The following is a 17,516-nucleotide window of genomic DNA, read 5'->3' as shown; positions in this document are numbered from 1 at the left end:
GTTCCCGGGTCACTATAACGTTGCGACTTTGTCGCAACGCCGATCCGATGAACGTGGCTACTGTGCCAGCTGGTGGATCGCTCGGCTTGAGAGCTGAAGAAGGACGTGCCAAGCTGCGATAAGCCCAAGGGAGCCGCACGGAGGCAAAGAACTTGGGATCTCCGAATGGGAATCCCCACCGCAATTGCTTCGCGCAATGGGGAACGTCGAGAATTGAAACATCTTAGTATCGACAGGAAAAGAAAACGAACGTGATGTCGTTAGTAATGGCGAATGAACGCGACACAGTCCAAACCGAAGCCTTCGGGCAATGTGGTGTTCGGACTGACGATCACTTCTCGAAAGACGACAGGAAGTCTCTTGGAATAGAGCACGAAACAGGGTGACAGTCCCGTAGTGTCGTTGAGTACGGAACGAGTCAGCTCCAGAGTATCGGGGGTTGGATATCCCTCGTGAATATCGCGGGCATCGACCGCGAAGACTAAACACTCCTCAAGACCGATAGCGAACAAGTAGTGTGAACGAACGCTGAAAAGCACCCCACAAAGGGAGGTGCAATAGGGCGTGAACTCAGTTGGCGATAGAGCGACAGGGCACGAAAGGTCCCGTATCAAATGAATCAGGCGCGAGCCTGTAGTAAGCCGTACGGGAAGCCGGTGTTCTGTCGTACGTTTTGAAAAACGAACCAGGGAGTGTGCCTGTTTGACGAGTCTAACCTGATCATCAGGGAAGGCGTAGGGAAACCGATATGACCGCAGTGCTTTGCACCAGGGTCACCGTGTTCAAGCGCGGGGAGTCAAACGGGCACGACCCGAAACCGGACGATCTAGGCGTGGACAAGGTGAAGCGTGCCGAAAGGCACGTGGAGGCCTGTTAGAGTTGGTGTCCTACAATACCCTCTCGTGATCTACGTCTAGGGGTGAAAGGCCCATCGAGTCCGGAAACAGCTGGTTCCAACCGAAACATGTCGAAGCATGACCTCTGCCGAGATAGTTCGTGGGGTAGAGCAACGGATTGGGGGACCGCACTCCGAGAGGAGTGCGCCCCCCTGTCCAACTCCGAACCTACGAACGTCGTTTGACGCAGGGAGTCCGGTGCGCGGGGTAAGCCTGTGTACCGTGAGGGAGACAACCCAGAGCTGGGTTAAGGTCCCCAAGTGTGGACTAAGTGCGATCGAAGGTGGTCTCAAGCCCTAGACAGCCGGGAGGTGAGCTTAGAAGCAGCTACCCTCTAAGAAAAGCGTAACAGCTTACCGGCCGAGGTTTGAGGCGCCCAAAATGATCGGGGCTCAAGTCCACCACCGAGACCTAGCGGCATCCTTGATCGGATGATCCCGTAGGTTGGCGTTCTGTTCGGGCGGAAGCACGGCCGAGAGGTCGTGTGGACCGTTCAGTAACGAAAATCCTGGTCATAGTAGCAGCGTTAGTCGGGTTAGAACCCCGACGGCCGAACGAGTAAGGGTTCCTCAGCAATGCTGATCAGCTGAGGGTTAGCCGGTCCTAAGTCAGCCCGTAAGTCGAAGCTGACAACAGGGAAATAGGTTAATATTCCTATGCCAGTGTGCATCCAAAGCCGACGCTTTGGGGCCGCCTGAGCTGGGCTTTCGCCCAGTCGAACTGTCAAAGTTCGTGGAAGCCGTAATGGCACGAAGCGAGCGAACGGCAGGATAGCGCAAGTCAGGTCAACCCAGAGCCCGTGAAAAGGTGAGCACACTGTCCGTACCGAGATCCGACACAGGTACTCGTGGCGGCGAAAGCCAAGGTCTGTCGGGAGCAACCGACGTTAGGGAATTCGGCAAGTTAGTCCCGTACGTTCGCAATAAGGGATGCCTGCCTCGCGAAGAGGCAGGTCGCAGTGACTCGGGCGCTCCGACTGTCTAGTAACAACATAGGTGACCGCAAATCCGTAAGGACTCGTACGGTCACTGAATCCTGCCCAGTGCGGGTATCTGAACACCCCTTACAAGGGGACGAAGGACCCGTTAACGGCGGGGGTAACTATGACCCTCTTAAGGTAGCGTAGTACCTTGCCGCTTTAGTAGCGGCTTGCATGAATGGATCAACGAGAGCGCCACTGTCCCAACGTTGGGCCCGGTGAACTGTACGTTCCAGTGCGGAGTCTGGAGACCCCCAAGGGGAAGCGAAGACCCTATAGAGCTTTACTGCAGGCTGTCACTGAGACGTGGTCGCCATTGTGCAGCATAGGTAGGAGCCGTTACACAGGTACCCGCGCTAGCGGGCCACCGAGGCAGCATTGAAATACTACCCGATGGTGACTGCGACTCTCACTCCTGGCGGAGGACACTGGTAGCCGGGCAGTTTGACTGGGGCGGTACGCGCTTGAAAAGATATCGAGCGCGCCCCAAGATTTCCTCACTCGGGTCGGAGACCCGAGAAAGAGCGCAAGAGCATAAGGAAGTCTGACAGTGTCCGGCACAACGACGGACGCTGACGCGAAAGCGTGGTCTAGCGAACCAATTAGGCTGCTTGATGCGGCCAATTGCTGACAAAAAAGCTACCTTAGGGATAACAGAGTCGTCACCCGCAAGAGCACATATCGACCGGGTGGCTTGCTACCTCGATGTCGGTTCCCTCCATCCTGCCCGTGCAGAAGCGGGCAAGGGTGAGGTTGTTCGCCTATTAAAGGAGGTCGTGAGCTGGGTTTAGACCGTCGTGAGACAGGTCGGCTGCTATCTATTGGGGGTGTGAGGTATCTGACGGGAACGTTCGTATAGTACGAGAGGAACTACGAATGGGTGCCACTGGTGTACCGGTTGTTCGAAAGAGCACGTGCCGGGCAGCCACGCACCACGGGGTAAGAGCTGAACGCATCTAAGCTCGAAACCCACCTGGAAAAGAGATACCACTGAGGCCACTCGTAGAAGACGAGATCGATAGACTCGGGATGTACGCGCCAAGGCAACGAGGCGTTGAGTCCGCGAGCACTAATCGGCCAAGCCACACATTCATATTACATCGCATTGGATCCGTGATTCGAGAGCGGGTCCGGACGCAAACTGGACTACACATACACACGGTCAGAGAGACCACCGATTACGGTTTGACGACGGTTCGATTCCGTTGATCGGCGTTACGGCGGCCACAGCGGCGGGGTTCCTCCCGTACCCATCCCGAACACGGAAGATAAGCCTGCCTGCGTTCCGGCGAGTACTGGAGTGCGCGAGCCTCTGGGAAATCCGTTTCGCCGCCTCCATTCATACTTCACCCTCAGTGAGCCACAGCTCCGGCTCGCTGGGGGTTTTCGTATTTATAGTAGCCACTGACCGTCAGTTCGCACCCAATCGCACGATACTGTGCGATCGGTGTGCAAACAGTTTCAGTTGTTACTATATCAGCAGTGACAACGCGTGCCACGATATTTGCGGTATGCGTCGCTCATGCTTTCAGAAACGGTGTCACCCGGAACACTAACGTCCAGCCTCATCCCGTGGCGGCATGCCGCGTCGGCTGGCTAACCCTCGTGCCGGGCGGAGGAGTATCGAACTCCTCGGTCGGGTGGGCGACGCCCACCGAATTACTGTTGCGTGCCCGGGTTCGCCGTACTGTCATCGCACCCGAATGGGTTTGCTCGGACGGGGACTAAAGGCACGCACCCGAACTAAGAGCGTGAGCCGTTTAACCCTTTCAATGAGCAGCGAGAACACAGCACTGCCCGAGCGACCCCCTCACTAGCACGGTTGTGTTCTCACCTGGCCGAATCGATAGTCAAAACGGTGATCGTTTTCGAAGTCAGCAGCGTGTCTGACTCGAGTCAGTAGAAGTACTCGTCTTCTCGCAGTTGGACGTAGCTGCCGTTTCGGTGCGCGAATTTTCGCTTCTTGTAGGCAAGCAGGATCTTCGACGCATCGAGCCCGGCGGAGTAACGCTGATTGAGCAAGACGTTTCCGGAGTTGGTCCCCTGCATGTCGTTGATCACATTGAATGCCCAGTCCCAATCGTCAGGTTCGTACTCTTTGACGATATCGGCGAACGCAACGTTGCGAAGGATTTCATCGCCGACAGCTTGTTTCCAGATGTCGTTGTAGCTCTCGAGGGAGTCGGTTGCAGCCAGTCGGCCGGCAATTTTCCCCGTTCGGACGGCGACGTGGTACCCGCCCTCGTGGAACGCAGACGTCGTCCCCATTGCACCGCCAGCGACGGCGATGTTTGCGCCGACGGGGGATTCGATCGGGCGTGTCGAGGAGATCGGATACGTCTCTGTCCCCTTCGACTTGCCGCGGTTTTCGACGATCGGAATGTCGTCTTCGATGTCGTACTCGTCGCCGTACTCCTGTTCGAGCAGGCGGCTGATGTACTCAGAACCCGACGGCAGCTGCTCGTCGGAGGGGTCGAGCAATGCGTAGGAGTCGGGATTGGCAACGTCCTCGAGTTGCATGCCAATCGGCATCGTCAGGCCGACGCGGGCAACCGTGCCGTCGTTGGGGAACACCCATGGGTAGGCAGTTTCGCCGGGCATGTAGCCCCACCAGAATGTGAGGGTGTCCTCGAATTCTTCGAACAGTTCTGCAGGGAACTCACGGTACTCCTGATAGGCGATGTGATTCGCTTTCGGCGGCGAGAGGTGATCTGAGACGCTGCGGCCGGGAGCAGTGAACTGGTCGAGTGCGTCGAGGGTGATCCGACGCTGTGGCCCGTCGGCGAGGACGACGTACTGTGCTTTGAGCTGATCGCCGTTCGAAAGCGTTAGCGTGTGGGTTGGCCCCTTCGGACTCGAGGCCCGCAGGTCAGTTTCGAGGTCTTTGACGCCGGTCCCGACGCGAAGGTCGGCTCCAGCGTCGGCCGCACGTTCGTAGAGCCAGTCGTCCATTCGGGCGCGGTGAAAGGTATAGCCAAACTTCGGATAGGTGGCATCCATACCTGTCGTCGTGAGCTCGACAGCACTGTTGGGGCCGATGAACTCGGTGGCCTCGAGCTCGCGGTGGATGACGTCGTCGGGAATCTCCCGATAGTCGAAGTCCATAATGTCGATCCAGTAGTCGAGCATGCCGGCGGCGTCGGTCGAGTCCGGGCCAATTCCATCGCGGTCTTCCCGCGGGACGCCCTGCTCGAAGAGGACGGTCTCAGCACCGTGGGAAGCGGCCCGTTCGGCCGCGGATGCGCCCGCGGGACCGCCACCGACGATCGCGACATCAACGCGTTCCATACTCCATTTGGACTCCGTCAGCCGTATTAAACTGCGTGAAATTCAGATGAGAAATTGTATCGTCTCCGCTCATTAGGGTAGGGTTTCCCGAATCACACAGGTGGCGGTTCCCATCAACAATCTGTTGGTTTACACGAAAACGAGACCGCGACGGCGCTGTATCCCGACCCTGAAACAGGGTGTTTGCGCCTGTGATTCAGAGACCGACGACTGGGAAGAAGTTGGTCGAGACGAACGCTTTTGATGGCCCCACTCGAGGGAGTGCACATGACCGACTCGGAGAGCAATGATGAGACTGTTGCAAGCAGCGACGGCGACGATAGAGACGTGTTGGTGCTTCGGAAAGGGACACACGGAATGCCGGTCGAGCAGTACGCCGCCGCGATCCGCGAGCGGCTTCCGGAGCAGACGGTTACACTCGCACGCACGCCCGACGAGGAGCACGAGGCGATCGAGAACGCACGGTTTGTCACTGGCATGACGCTTGACGAGGATCTGCTTGAGGCTGCAACCGCACTTGAGGTGTTCGCGTGTGCCTATGCGGGGACTGGCCATCTGCCACTTGACGCACTCGAAGAGCGAAACGTCGCGGTCACGAACGCCTCAGGAGTTCATGGACCGAACATCGGTGAACACGTTCTGGGGGCGATCCTTCGGTTTACGCGCCGATTCCACGTTGGTGCGCGCCAGCAACGCCGCCGGGAGTGGCGTCATTATAAGGCCCACGAACTACAGGACTCGACGGTGACGATCGTCGGTCTAGGGGCGATCGGCCGGGCAGTGTGTGAGCGGCTCGAGCCGTTCGGCGTCGAAACGATCGGTGTGCGGTACACACCAGAGAAGGGGGGCCCAACCGACGAGATCGTTGGTTTCGAAGGAGCGGCATTCGACGAGGCGCTGGCTCGAACCGACTATCTCGTGCTCGCATGTCCGCTCACAGAGACGACGCGTGGCCTGATTGACCACGAGGCGTTCGTCACGATCGATCCCGATGCGGTCCTCATCAACGTCGCCCGCGGGCCGGTCGTCGACACCGATGCGCTCGTCGAGGCGCTGCGCTCGAGTTGGATCCGCGGCGCGTCGCTGGATGTCACCGATCCCGAACCACTGCCGGAAGACCATCCGCTGTGGACCTTCGAAAACGTCCAGATCACGCCTCACAACGCAGGGCATACGCCGAACTACTACGAACGACTCGCGGATATCGTCGCCGAAAACGCTCGGCGCGTTGCCGAGGATCCAACCGCAGAACTCGAGAATCAAGTAATACGCTGAACCGTCATCGACCGGTGTGGGTCCAGTTGCAGAGACTGCAGCTTTTTGACCGGCCGGTCCGAACTTCGAGTATGGAACACTCCCCATTGCTCGGTCTTGTTCTGCGGCGTGTATGCGACTGGACGACGTCTCGAGTGGAGAGGCGACAATGAGCCTCGCGTTCGATGGAACAGTGATCGTTCCCGCGGCGGATCCGGACGACGGTGAACGGACAGCCGCAGCCCTCGCTTCGCATCTCACACCGACCAGCTCGGTTGTCATCGTCAACGTCATTGAGAAAGCGGGGGGTGGCATCGACAAAGCATCGGTATCGCAACGGGAGGAGCACGCCGACGACATCTTTGAGCGCACCGATCGGATACTCGAGTCGACGGATGCAACGGTCGAGACCGCGGTTCTCTACGGAACCGATGTCGTCGAGCGGATCTTCGACGAAGCCGAGGATCGTAACGCTGACGCCGTCGTCTTTACCCCTCGAGAAGGGAACCGACTCGCGGAACTTCTCACTGGTGATGTCGCGCGACGCCTGGTGAAAGAGGCATCTATTCCGGTTGTCGCTCTGCCACAGGATGACTCTTGAGGCGAGGACAGGCACATCAGGGCCACGGCCCACCGTGTCGACGTGTCGCTCGCTCAGTCGCGCCTGAGATGGTCGAACTGCGCGAGCAACGCAGTGCCAGTCTCACACAGCGAGACGGTGTTCGCATCGGTATCGAAGGTAACCGCATCAGCTGCCGCCAGTTTTGGGAGGTGGACGTGACGAAGGGAGAGTTCGATGCGCCGGCGTGTTCCCAACAACGCGTCACCGGTGGCGGCGATCGTGCCGCTTGTTCGGTCTCGTTCCTCGAGTGCAACGTGATCGGCGAGATCGGACAGTGAAACGGGGTCCTCGTTGTCGTTCAGATATCGAAGCACGGCTCGGCGACGCTGGTCGGTGAGTAGGTCGAACGCCGTATCCGTCTGGGCAGCAGAATCTGTCGAAGATGGCGTCGTCAGCGATTCGGGGTCGGAGATGACGGGGAGCATAAGCATACCTGTTGTTGAAAGCGAACACGGTTGTATACGCTGCCAACGTGCGTTGGATCGATTTCGGTGAGTGTCGTCGTCGCTGAGTTCACGCCGATGCCATCGTGTGACAGCTGTCGCTGTGAGGGTACTGTTTGGCTCGGAACGAAAACGCGTCTCTCGAGGCCGGGTTACAGGTAGCCGTTCTCGAGCAGCAGTTCGCCGTTGAGCACGCTGGCGCCGGCTGCGCCACGCATCGTGTTGTGGGCGAGACAGTTGTACTGCAGGCCAAAGGTTGATTCGCGGATACCGCCGGCGGAGATCGACATCCCGTTGCCGAGGGTGCGGTCGAGGCGTGGCTGTGGTCGCTCGGGATCCTCGAAGACCTCGATCAGCTGGTCAGGCGAGGAGTGCAGGTCGGCCGATGGGTACTCGCGCATGGCTTCGGCTGCCTCTGCTGGGGAGAGTTCCTCCGCGGTTTCGACGAAGACGTTCTCGAGGTGGCCGTCGATCGTTGGGATGCGGTTACAGGATGCACCGACCTCGACGTCGTTGAGCGTCAGTTCTGCGCCGTCGAAGCTGCCGAGCAGCTTCTTCGATTCGGTCTCGAGTTTGTCCTCCTCGCTGCCGATGTGCGGGATGGCGTTGTCGATAATCTCCATCGAGGTAACGCCGTCGTAGCCGGCTCCTGAAACGGCCTGCAGGGTTGCAACGTGAACGGTCTCTAAGCCATACTCCTCGAGCGCGGCAAGCGTCGGCACGAACGTAATCGTCGAGCAGTTGGGGTTTTTGACCATTGCGCCGTCCCAGCCGCGCTCGTCGCGCTGGACCTCGAGCAGGTCGATGTGGTCTGCGTTGACCTCTGGGATGACGAGTGGAATGTCGTCGTCCATTCGGCCGTTCGAGGAGTTCGAGGAGACGACGTAGCCGGCTTCACAGAAGCCCGGCTCGACGGTCTCGCCGACGCTCGAGGGGAGCGACGAGAACAGCAAGTCGACGTCGCTGGGGACCTCGTCGGGGTCGGTTGCGGAGACGGTCATCGACGCGACGTCGTCCGGAATCGGGCTGTTGGCGCGCCATTTGGCGGCCTGCCGGTAGGTCTTGCCGGCACTCGACTCGCTTGCGGTCAATGCTGCAATCTCGAACTCCGGGTGGGGGTCGAGAAGTTGAATCAGTCGCTGTCCAACGGCACCGGTCGCACCGAGAACGCCAACTCGTACTGCCATTTTCCGGGAGTCGGAGTTGCGACTGCAAAACCGTTTGGGTTTCCGTCGCTCGTCACCGTCTGTCCATCCCCCTCTGTTAGAGGCGAGAACCCTCTTCAGCGTGGTGTATCTCGCGTTAGCTATCGGCTGCGTGATAGCCTGTCGGCAGTCACCCATCCGTCTTGATAACTCGGCTGGTTGGAACGCTGTGGCACAGTCCAGCCGACAGTATAGAAGCGGTTAAGAAAACGGAGTGAAATCTATCGGTCGATGTACGCACAACAGGTTCGATCTCAGTCGAATATGGAGGTGTCCCGATGACGAACTCGACAGCAACCTCGAGTGGTGTCGGTCCGTTCGAGAGCCGATTTCAGACCGGTGCTGCAGCGCTTTCGGTGTGTAGTTTCCTCACTGCAGTCGTCATCGGCTGGATGGGATATCAGGAGTCGACGTTCGTCGGGACGGAGTTGAATATTCTCTCCGGATCGGCCGGTCTCCTGCTTGCGGGATTCCTCGGAATCGTCGCGCTCGTCGCCGCGTTCTATATGGAACCCGGCTTCGACCACTAACGACTCGAAACCTTCGATACCGCTGGCTGTTCCTTTTTAATACAGGCTCGAGAGCCCCAAAGCCGGCGGCTCACGGCGATTGAACTCGAGGCAGAAAAGGTGCTTACGCAGGTACCTGAGCGCTCTTCTTGTGGGTGACGTAGCCCGCGATGCGGTTGCGGACGCCCTTGGACTCAACGGTGGTGAGCTTCGTGACGCTGTCTTTGTTCTGTTCGAAATCGGTCGTAAACGCGTCCGGGTACCGTTCCAGCAGGAGGTTCCCGGTCTTCTTGACGTAGGCCGGTTTGATTGCCATACAGTGTGGTTCCGTCCAGAGGCTTTTAATGCCTTCTCTTCGGCGCTGCGGACGGTCCGATTAGGGGCCGTCCGACCCCGTGGCGTGTCGGTCAGAGACTGTTTTGGAGTGCGGAGCGCTCGCTCGGTTGGTGGGGCTGGTCGACTGGCGTCTCGCCGTCGGCCTTCTCGACGAGTTCCTGGAATCGATCTGATCGTGCGGCGATCTGTTCGCTCGTCTCACTGTCGGGTGTCTTGTCTCGCGATTCCACGAGGAACGTGGTGATCACGACAGTCTTGACCCACGGCTTGAGGAGGCCGGTGTAGACGGTGAGAAACACGCCGCCAACGACGATCCAGCCGGCAACTTCGACCGTCGCCGAAAGACCGCTGAGAACACTCGCAATCGGCGTCAACGCCAACAAAACGACGAATGCAGCGGCGTACAGGCCGAGCACGATCAGCATGGTCGCGCCAAGCACTGGCTTCCAGGTTTTTCCGTAGAGGACGACACCATCTCGAGCCGAACGCCACGGGTTGTCGTCGTCGGTGATGAACATGTGGGCGATGATCGCCTCGTCGATGTAGCTGGCTGCGATTGCGATCGCTTTGCCGACGAGTCGAATCAGCTTTTTCAGGCTCGGGACGGCGCTGAACAGCCTCGAGAACGAAACAACCCCGCTATTGAACTGCTTGACGACGGCTTTGACGACCTGATCGACGGCGAACAGCGCACTTGCCTCGGCAAACCGATCGGCCACCTGGGATTTGCCATACTGGAGTTGGTTCGTGGGGACCTCTCCAGTGTCGACGATGTGTGCGATGACAGCGATGTGGCCCGCTTTGACCAGATACAGCACGTACCGGCTGAACAGCCGCCAGCCCCAGACGAACAGCCCGATCGCGATGACTAATCCGATCGCTGCGATCCAACCGGAGATCGTTCCTGCCTCGAGCAGTCTGTGCCCGACCCAGAGGATGGCTCCGAAGTAGAGCACGGAAACGACACCAAGCAGCAAGCCGGTGCCGATCCTGAGCAGGACGAACGGGAGCGTCTTTCCGTAGACGCGTGTCGCTTGTCTGAAGTGAAGTACCATGTGCCCTCGCTTGGCTGCGGCTTTCGCCATAAACCTGCGGACGTGGCCGAGGACGGGGACTGCGGCTCTCGATTTCTGGTTCACCAAGACGAGTGTTCGCGCACGCGCTCGAGTGCCTCGCGCTCGCGTGGACTGCCGGCGCGGTCGACGACCGACGCACAGTACTCGAGTCGGTCGCGAAGCGCTTGCTCGTCGTACCCTGCAACGCCGAGTCGCGAGGCGGCGACGGTGGCCTCGATGACGGCGCCAAAGCCGCGGTCGATCGTCGGCACGCACTCGGACCGGATTTCGGAGTCGACGGGGCGGAGCGCCCACCGTTCCCAGTCAGTTCCGTCGTCGGTGCCTGACTCGACCGACTCGACAGTGACTCGAGTCCACGCGTTCGCGGACTTGTGGATCGGCTCCTCGTCTTCGACGATCGAGAGCGCGGCGTCGGCGAAAACGACGGGGTCGTCGACGAACTGAACGTAGCCCTCGCCCTGGCGGTGGAAGTTTCCTCGAGTACGGGTCTTACCCCACGTTCGCGCGGTAATCGGGCTATCGCCGTCGTCGGCAAACAGTCCCAGCGGCGCGGCGTTCCACAGCCCGTTTGGGCCGAGTGTCGTCACGATGGACTCGGTGACACCCGACAGCGAGACGGGCCAGTTTGCGGGTTCGGCCTCATCCCTCTCGTCGCGACCACGTTTGCCGCTCATACGGTGATCGCCTCGTGCTCGAGGGCGATGAACAGTCCGGCTGCCGTGATATCCGCCGTCGTTCCCGGATTGACACCGCGCTCGACGAGTTCGTCAGCGAAGGCCTCGACGGCGTCCCGATCGGTCTCGAGCGCATCCCGTTCGACCAGCTCACCCGCGCGTTCGGTCACCTCCTGTGCGACGGCCTCACTGTGTCGGTTCGCGACGAGCGTGTCGTGTCGGTCGGCGAGCAAGGTGAGAAAGACGTTCGCGGCGCGGTTCGTCAGCGGCCCGTCGGCGTCGGCGAGGCGTTCGGCGGCGGTAAACGACCGTTCGAACCCGGTTAGCCACTCCCGAGCGACGTCGTCGCCCGGCACGCTGTGGCCCATGATGTCGAACAGCGTCAGGCCCCGATCCTCGAGTGCGGAAATCGCGTCGCTGCCGCGGCGCACGTCGAGCGGCTCCATATCCGTGGGTGGCTCGCTGACGAAGACGTCGACGTGGTCGAACGCGCGGTAGAAACCGGCCGCGTCGGCGACGGTCGTCTCCTCGCAGACGGCTTCGACGATCGGCTGTGAGCACTCATCGCGGGCGGCCCGAACCAACGGGACGAGCAACAGCAGCGCCCCAAACTGAGTGTTGCCCCCACCCTGTGCGGCCATCCCCTCGATCGCGCGTTCGAACGCTGGGCCGATCGCGCTGCCGTTTTCGGCCAGCTCGAGGCCGCCACGGGCACCGACTGTTCCCGCGAGAAAGTGTTCGAATCGCAGCTCCTCGAGATCACGGTGGCGGTCGACGTTACCCGGTTTGGGCGTGCCTGCAACCTCGAGTAAGAGTGCCAGTTCCGCGTTTTGCGCCGGCGTTCGCATGGCATTCGCTACGAGATGCGTGATGTAAGGACTGTCCTTTCGGTGATTCTCTCGGGCTGGCCGTTACCGACTCGGTGTCGACTCGAGGCTGAACTGTTTTTCGACGGCTGCGAGCACGCGCGCCAAGACGTCCGGATTGTCGCTGGGGCGACCGACGCTGACTGCGTCAGCGCCGTACTCGGCGTACTCCCGGATGGTCTCGGTGTCACGGACACCGTTGTTGGCGATGACGAACAGATCCGTCGCGTCGACGACATCGCCGACGACCGACTCGCTGTCCATCGCGTCGATGTGGACGAACGCAGCGCCCGCGGCCTCGAGCCCTTGTGCAAGCGCCGGCAGATCGACGCCAGGGACCTCCGTGCGGACCTTCACGCCGACGGTTGCGCCGGTTTCGGCCGCCCGCTCGACGTAGTCACAGAGTCGCTCGGAATCTCGAAGCAGCGTCTCGCCGCAGCCGACGGCACACAGCTCGTCCTGTCGGCAGTGGGCGTTGAGTTCGAGCAACGCGTCCCGATCTCGACAGACCCGCGCCGCGTCGGGGATTGGGTCGGGCGTCGCGCTCCGGACGTTGAACGCCGGCTGGATGGGCACATCCTCGAGGGCGGCGAGTTCACGATCGATGAAGGCGAGCGGATCGTCGGGCAGGAACTCGCTTCGGTCGCGGGCGACGAGGGCGCGAGCAGCGGCTCGAGAGTCATCGTCGAGGGCGATGCCGCCGAGGAATGCAGCGCCTGCGTACTCGCTTCCAGTGCGGGCCCAGTCGGCGTCAGCTTCGCCGCTGAGACTCGCGAGTGCGAGCGGTGGACTGAACATCGGTCAGTCGACGAGGTCGATCGCGTCCTTAACCGCCCGTGAGACCCGTGCGGCGTCCTCGGGCGAGTCGATGCGGATGTCCGTCTGGATCGTTGGCTGATCGAACGCAGTGTCGTCGTCCTCATCGATGACGAACGCGTCGGCAAACGGATACGCGGTCGCGAGCCCCGCGGTGTTCGGTGTCGCGTTGACCGCCGCCATGAGGTCGCCGGCGGGGCCGGAGAAGGCATCGTCGCCGAGAAACGGCGAAACAGCGACGACCGTCGACTGGCTGAGCGTGTCGGGGACACCCGGCAGCGTCAACATTGGGCCGATGCTCGTGACGGGGTTCGATGGACCGACGACGACCGTGTCCTCGAGGGCATCGAGCACGCCCGGTGCGGGTTCGGCGTGTGAAGAGCCCCGGAACTCGACGGTCTCGACGGACGGTTCGCCCCGGTGGGCGACCCAGTACTCCTGGAAGTGCATCAGTCCGTCGTCGGTGTGAATGAGGCTAGCGACGGGGTCGTCGCTCATCGGAAGCAGGTCGACCTCGAGGCCAAAGGCGTCGGCGAGTCGTCCTGTCGCCTCGCTCAACGTCAACCCTTCATCGAGCAGGCTCGTTCGCGTGATGTGGACGGCTCGGTCACGATCTCCGATCGTCATGAACTCTGCTGTGCCGGAAAAACGTCGCCAGTTCGAAATCTCTCGCCCGGCGGTCTGTTTGTCCTCGGGGAGATACTGCGGCCCCTCGGGGAGGCCGGCAGCTGAAGCGATATCAGCAAGCGCCGTGTTGGTTCGATGCGTGTCGCCGTCGATTCCCCACCACGTCTCGCGGTCGAGCACCCCACCGCCCTGAAAGAGCAGCGTGTCGACGTCCGGCGAGACGAACAGCCCGCCGAGTTCGATGTCGTCACCGGTGTTGGCGATAACGGTGGTTTCCTCTGGCGAGAACGCGGCGGCAGCACCGTCGAGTAGCTTCGGCGTTCCGGTGCCCCCTGAGAGGAAAGTTACCATACCCGGTCCTCTCGAGCCTAACTACTTAATGGCTTGCGGCTTTCCGGACCACGGAACGAGTCCGTACACCACTGGTGGACGCAGTTGAATCGGTTCTGTGGTGCTCGCTCGAGAGCCGCCCAGCACCACGTCTGTGTCAACTCCGGTGCATGTCACGATTTGATCAGAACTGTCGACGGCGTCAGTCGTCGCTCCCAACGTTTTCGCTGGCGTTCTCGCCGGCGTCTTCGACACCGGACGCGATGCTCTCCTCGGTGAGTCCTCCACCGAGCCAATCCACCCACGTAAACCAGACGTAGGCAATCGCGCCGCCGATCACGGTCGAGACGGCGAACGCGAGCCAGACACCGTTCGAGCCGAGATACTCTGCTCCGACCCACGCGAGCGGAAAGCGGAGGACGCCGAGCGTGAGTATCGAGATTGCTGCAGCGATGAGTGTCTTACCGGCACCACGGAAGCCGCCGCTGTAGGCCCGCATCACACCCATGAAGCCAAAGGTCAGTGCGGTGTACCGGAGGAACAGCGCACCCTCGTCGACGACTGCGGGGTCGGTGGTAAAGATCGAGACGATCGGCGCGGCGGCGAGGAAGACGAGGATGCCAAGGCCAGTGAGTGTGACGAGCAGCACTTTCGCGCCGAAGTGATTCGTCCGCTCTGCGCGGTCACGGTTCCCGGCACCGATGTTCTGGCCCGTCATCGTCTCGATCCCCTGTGAGAAGGCGATTGCGGGGAGGAAGATCACCGAGAACACGCGCGTCCCGATCCCGAACGCGGCGACGACGGTCTCGGGAAAGATCGCGATGATGACCAACAGCAGGTTGATCGACAGCGCTCTCGCCGTTCCCTCGACGGATGCTGGCGTCCCGATATCGACGAGTCGCCGGGCGTACTCGAGGTCGGGTCTCATCTGCTCGATACTGATCTGGACACCGTGTGTCCCACGGAACAGGATCGCGAGGCCGACGGCGAACGCCAGCGCTCTTGAGACGACAGTTGCGATGGCAGCGCCTTCGATGCCCGCGCCCGTGTAGCCGGTGAGCGCATACAGGTCGGCCTCGAGAGCGTTCAGTCCGAGATAGCCAAACAGCGGGTTATTCTCGAACCCGAAGATGAGGAAGGGATCGAGGACGATGTTGAGCACGACGGAGCCGAACATCACGACCATTGGCGTTACGGTGTCGCCGTAGCCCCGCATGAGTGCGAGGAAGACGAGGAAGCCGAAGACGGCGACCAGCCCAATGGAGTAGACCTCCATGTAGGCAGCGACCAGTGGCGCAACGTCGTCGGACGCACCGAGCAAGGCGATGGCGTCTTCGACGAACACGTAGCCGACTGCGCCGAGGACGAGCGACGTGATGATCGTATACGAGATCGTCTGTGAGGCGGCGTACTCTGCCTCTTCCGTCTCGCCAGCACCCGTATACTGGGCGACGAGGACGCTGCCGGCGACCGACACCCCGAGTGCGAGTGCGATGAGGAAAAACACCATCGGGAACGCGAAGCTGATCGCCGCAAGCGAGGTCGTGCTGTGCTGGCCGAGCCAGAACGTGTCCGCGAGGTTGTAGGTGACCTGCAGCAGGTTCGTAATGATGAGCGGAATCGAGAGATAGATCAGGGGTTTCGCGATGCCGCCCGAGGTGAGATCGAGCTCGTCGGGCGATTTGAAGATCGCAGCCACATGGTCACGAACCGTCATTCGACGCCGGCCTCCGTTCGGCCGACATCGGCTGCGAACAGCTGCCAACAGAGTGTACACGGCGCTGTGGAGGGCGCGTCGTCGAGCTCGTCGGTCAGCGTGATTCTGACTGGCTGGTCAGTCAATAGTATCCTAACTGACCAGCCAGTCAGCCAAGTATCTTCGGATTCATCACGTGCTGGACGACCGCTGTTTCCCGGCTAAACGACCTAGAGAACAGTTCAGTCGCCGATCCAGTCGGCGAAACTCCCCTCGAGCAGCGTCTCCTCCTGCCGGCGGACGTACTGGCGTTGCATGGTCGCAGTCGCTTCCGGGAGCGATGTGCCGTTTGCGACAGCGTCACTGACCTGATCGTGTTTCCAGGAGGCAGGCGTCACGCCCTGACGAACCCGACGCCGAAGCGGGTAGAGATACTTGGCAGCCTGCTCATCGGAGAGGCCGCGGTTGATCAGGCCGTCTTCGGCGTGGGCCAGCAGGTCCTCGTACAGTTCGAGACAGTCGGTCGTCTCCTTGCCGTCGTTGGTGATCCACGTCAGGTCGGCCTCGAGGCCATCCCGCATCGCCGCATAGAAGTTCTCGCGGGCGAGTTCCCAGTCCAGTTCGACGACGGGGTGCTCGAGGCGAACGAGACTCTCCATCAGGCCGGCAAAGGCGGCAAGGAAAGAGATGGAGTCTCTGACAGTTGGCTGGGCGGGGATCGGCCGGAACTCGATACGGGCGTTGGCAGCCGAACGGGTTGGCCCGCCGAACACCGGCCGAACCCATCGCCAGTAGGTGCCGTGTTTGCGCCGGAAGTGGGGGAACTGATCGTCGAACCGTTCGCCCTCGGTGACTGGCATCGGGACCATAGTGTCGTCGTCGGCGATTCGGTCGATCGCCTCCTCGACGGTTCCGAGGTCGCGGGGGAATCGAACCTTGCCTTCGCCGGTTGCAGGATCGTTCAGCATGGTCTCGAAGACACTGATCCGGTGTTCCATCCAGCAGTCCTCGAGGATCTCGTCGGCCGTCGCCTCGTCGTCGTACAGATCGGCCGGGAAAAACGGCGAGTTGACGCCGAGTGCGAGGAGGGGACCAGCAACGCGCAGCGCGTAGTTGAAATATTGCGGGAGGTCGGGGGCGTGTGACACCTGATAATGGGGCTGGATCGACGTAATGAGGCTTTCGGGCATCACCGTGTCGGCCTCGAGCGAGACGTGTGGCGCGTCGATATGCATCCCGGCGACGTCGGCCCGGTCGGTGTTGGCCATCGCGTGATAGCGCGCGGAGTCGCTCATGTTGGTCGCGATGCGGATCTGCTGGCCGCTCCCATCCGGGCCCTCAATCGTCCGTTCGATGCTGTCGGTGAGGTAGGTCGTCGCGTCCTCGCCTTCGGGCGGGATCGTCCAGAGTGCATCACTGACCAGTCGCATGCGCTCGGATTGGGTGACGTCGAGGGCCGTCTGTAGCCGTGATTTGACCTCCGACTCCTGGGCGAGCAGCCCGTATGCGTTCAGCGGCTGTGGGCTGGTCGTCATCTCCGCGTTGTGGAGGCCGAGTTCCTTCTCGAAGCCGATGAGTTCGAGGAGGCGACGCGGCACCCGCCGCAGCGTTCCGTCGTCGCTTTTGATCGCGTAAAACTCGTACTCGAGGCCGATGATCGCCTGTGGGTTGTCGAAGACGCCGTGATCGATGGCGTCTTTGATCACCTCGGCGTCGGCCTCGGCTCGCTCGCGAAACTCCTCGGCGTCGACCGAAAGCACGTCTGCGACCCGCGCTGCGAGTTCCTCCTCTGGCATACCTCCCCCTGCGGGCGCGACGGCCTTTAAATCCGTCCCTCCAGACGAGCGCCGGCTTGCCTCCCGCGTCCGCTCTCAGAACCGTTTTACTCCCCCCGACGAT

The 17,516-nt window shown here is 61.1% G+C and carries 15 protein-coding genes and 2 rRNA genes; 5 read left to right on the top strand and 12 right to left on the bottom strand.

Annotation, left to right across the window (positions count from 1 at the left end):
* Positions 1–48 precede the first annotated feature (48 nt).
* Both DV706_RS14445 and rrf read left to right on the top strand, forming a co-directional pair.
* Positions 49–2,966, top strand: a 23S ribosomal RNA gene (locus DV706_RS14445).
* A gap of 125 nt (positions 2,967–3,091) precedes the next feature.
* A 5S ribosomal RNA gene (rrf, locus tag DV706_RS14440) occupies positions 3,092–3,213 on the top strand.
* 558 nt (positions 3,214–3,771) lie between these two features.
* On the opposite strand, the gene DV706_RS14435 is transcribed toward rrf, so the two are convergent.
* The gene (locus DV706_RS14435) at positions 3,772–5,163 is read right to left on the bottom strand and encodes an NAD(P)/FAD-dependent oxidoreductase (protein WP_006065801.1); all 1,392 of its coding nucleotides are present in this window, start codon (positions 5,161–5,163) and stop codon (positions 3,772–3,774) included.
* A 267-nt stretch (positions 5,164–5,430) separates the two neighbouring features.
* Here DV706_RS14435 and DV706_RS14430 point away from each other — a divergent pair, with 267 nt between their 5' ends.
* Entirely contained in the window at positions 5,431–6,438 is a 1,008-nt protein-coding gene (locus DV706_RS14430) for a D-2-hydroxyacid dehydrogenase (RefSeq protein WP_049889748.1), read from the top strand.
* Between the two features lie 148 nt (positions 6,439–6,586).
* On the top strand, positions 6,587–7,018 hold the full coding sequence (locus DV706_RS14425; RefSeq protein ID WP_049889747.1) for a universal stress protein: 432 nt from the start codon (positions 6,587–6,589) through the stop codon (positions 7,016–7,018).
* Between the two features lie 53 nt (positions 7,019–7,071).
* Here the strand turns inward: DV706_RS14425 and DV706_RS14420 are convergent, their stop codons facing one another.
* Both DV706_RS14420 and asd read right to left on the bottom strand, forming a co-directional pair.
* Positions 7,072–7,470 carry a DUF7344 domain-containing protein gene (locus tag DV706_RS14420; protein ID WP_006065798.1) on the bottom strand — a complete coding sequence of 133 codons (399 nt, stop codon included), beginning with the start codon at positions 7,468–7,470 and terminating at the stop codon, positions 7,072–7,074.
* A 164-nt stretch (positions 7,471–7,634) separates the two neighbouring features.
* Entirely contained in the window at positions 7,635–8,669 is a 1,035-nt protein-coding gene (asd, locus tag DV706_RS14415; RefSeq protein ID WP_006065797.1) for an aspartate-semialdehyde dehydrogenase, read from the bottom strand.
* Positions 8,670–8,965: 296 nt separating this feature from the next.
* Here asd and DV706_RS14410 point away from each other — a divergent pair, with 296 nt between their 5' ends.
* The gene (locus tag DV706_RS14410; RefSeq protein WP_006065796.1) at positions 8,966–9,217 is read left to right on the top strand and encodes a hypothetical protein; all 252 of its coding nucleotides are present in this window, start codon (positions 8,966–8,968) and stop codon (positions 9,215–9,217) included.
* A 103-nt stretch (positions 9,218–9,320) separates the two neighbouring features.
* Here DV706_RS14410 and DV706_RS14405 read toward each other — a convergent pair whose 3' ends face one another.
* From DV706_RS14405 to DV706_RS14370, 9 genes are all read right to left on the bottom strand, one after another.
* Positions 9,321–9,512, bottom strand: coding sequence for a 30S ribosomal protein S17e (locus tag DV706_RS14405; protein WP_006065795.1), 192 nt, complete (start codon positions 9,510–9,512; stop codon positions 9,321–9,323).
* A gap of 91 nt (positions 9,513–9,603) precedes the next feature.
* Positions 9,604–10,587, bottom strand: a complete 984-nt coding sequence (locus tag DV706_RS14400) for a hypothetical protein (protein ID WP_006065794.1) — start codon at positions 10,585–10,587, stop codon at positions 9,604–9,606.
* A gap of 80 nt (positions 10,588–10,667) precedes the next feature.
* Positions 10,668–11,282 (bottom strand): DUF447 domain-containing protein, encoded by a 615-nt coding sequence (locus DV706_RS14395; protein ID WP_006065793.1) that lies wholly within the window; start codon positions 11,280–11,282, stop codon positions 10,668–10,670.
* Positions 11,279–12,130: a triphosphoribosyl-dephospho-CoA synthase gene (locus DV706_RS14390; protein ID WP_006065792.1), complete on the bottom strand. Its 852-nt coding sequence runs from the start codon at positions 12,128–12,130 to the stop codon at positions 11,279–11,281. The genes DV706_RS14395 and DV706_RS14390 overlap by 4 nt, the downstream gene beginning before the upstream one ends.
* 63 nt (positions 12,131–12,193) lie before the next feature.
* Positions 12,194–12,946, bottom strand: a complete 753-nt coding sequence (locus tag DV706_RS14385) for a tRNA-dihydrouridine synthase (RefSeq protein WP_006065791.1) — start codon at positions 12,944–12,946, stop codon at positions 12,194–12,196.
* Between the two features lie 3 nt (positions 12,947–12,949).
* Positions 12,950–13,942, bottom strand: a complete 993-nt coding sequence (gene cofD, locus DV706_RS14380) for a 2-phospho-L-lactate transferase (RefSeq protein WP_006065790.1) — start codon at positions 13,940–13,942, stop codon at positions 12,950–12,952.
* A gap of 181 nt (positions 13,943–14,123) precedes the next feature.
* On the bottom strand, positions 14,124–15,638 hold the full coding sequence (locus DV706_RS14375) for an MATE family efflux transporter (RefSeq protein ID WP_136350903.1): 1,515 nt from the start codon (positions 15,636–15,638) through the stop codon (positions 14,124–14,126).
* Positions 15,635–15,763, bottom strand: coding sequence for a hypothetical protein (locus DV706_RS22330; protein ID WP_275040536.1), 129 nt, complete (start codon positions 15,761–15,763; stop codon positions 15,635–15,637). The genes DV706_RS14375 and DV706_RS22330 overlap by 4 nt, the downstream gene beginning before the upstream one ends.
* Before the next feature lie 96 nt (positions 15,764–15,859).
* A complete protein-coding gene (locus DV706_RS14370; RefSeq protein ID WP_006065787.1) occupies positions 15,860–17,413 on the bottom strand; it encodes a hypothetical protein in 1,554 nt (517 codons plus the stop codon).
* Positions 17,414–17,516: the final 103 nt, after the last annotated feature.

Origin of the sequence: Natronorubrum bangense (genome assembly GCF_004799645.1) — an archaeon.
GTDB classification, from domain to species: domain Archaea; phylum Halobacteriota; class Halobacteria; order Halobacteriales; family Natrialbaceae; genus Natronorubrum; species Natronorubrum bangense.
Note: the sequence above shows the minus strand (reverse complement) of the source record. Positions and strands in the feature narration are given on the sequence as shown.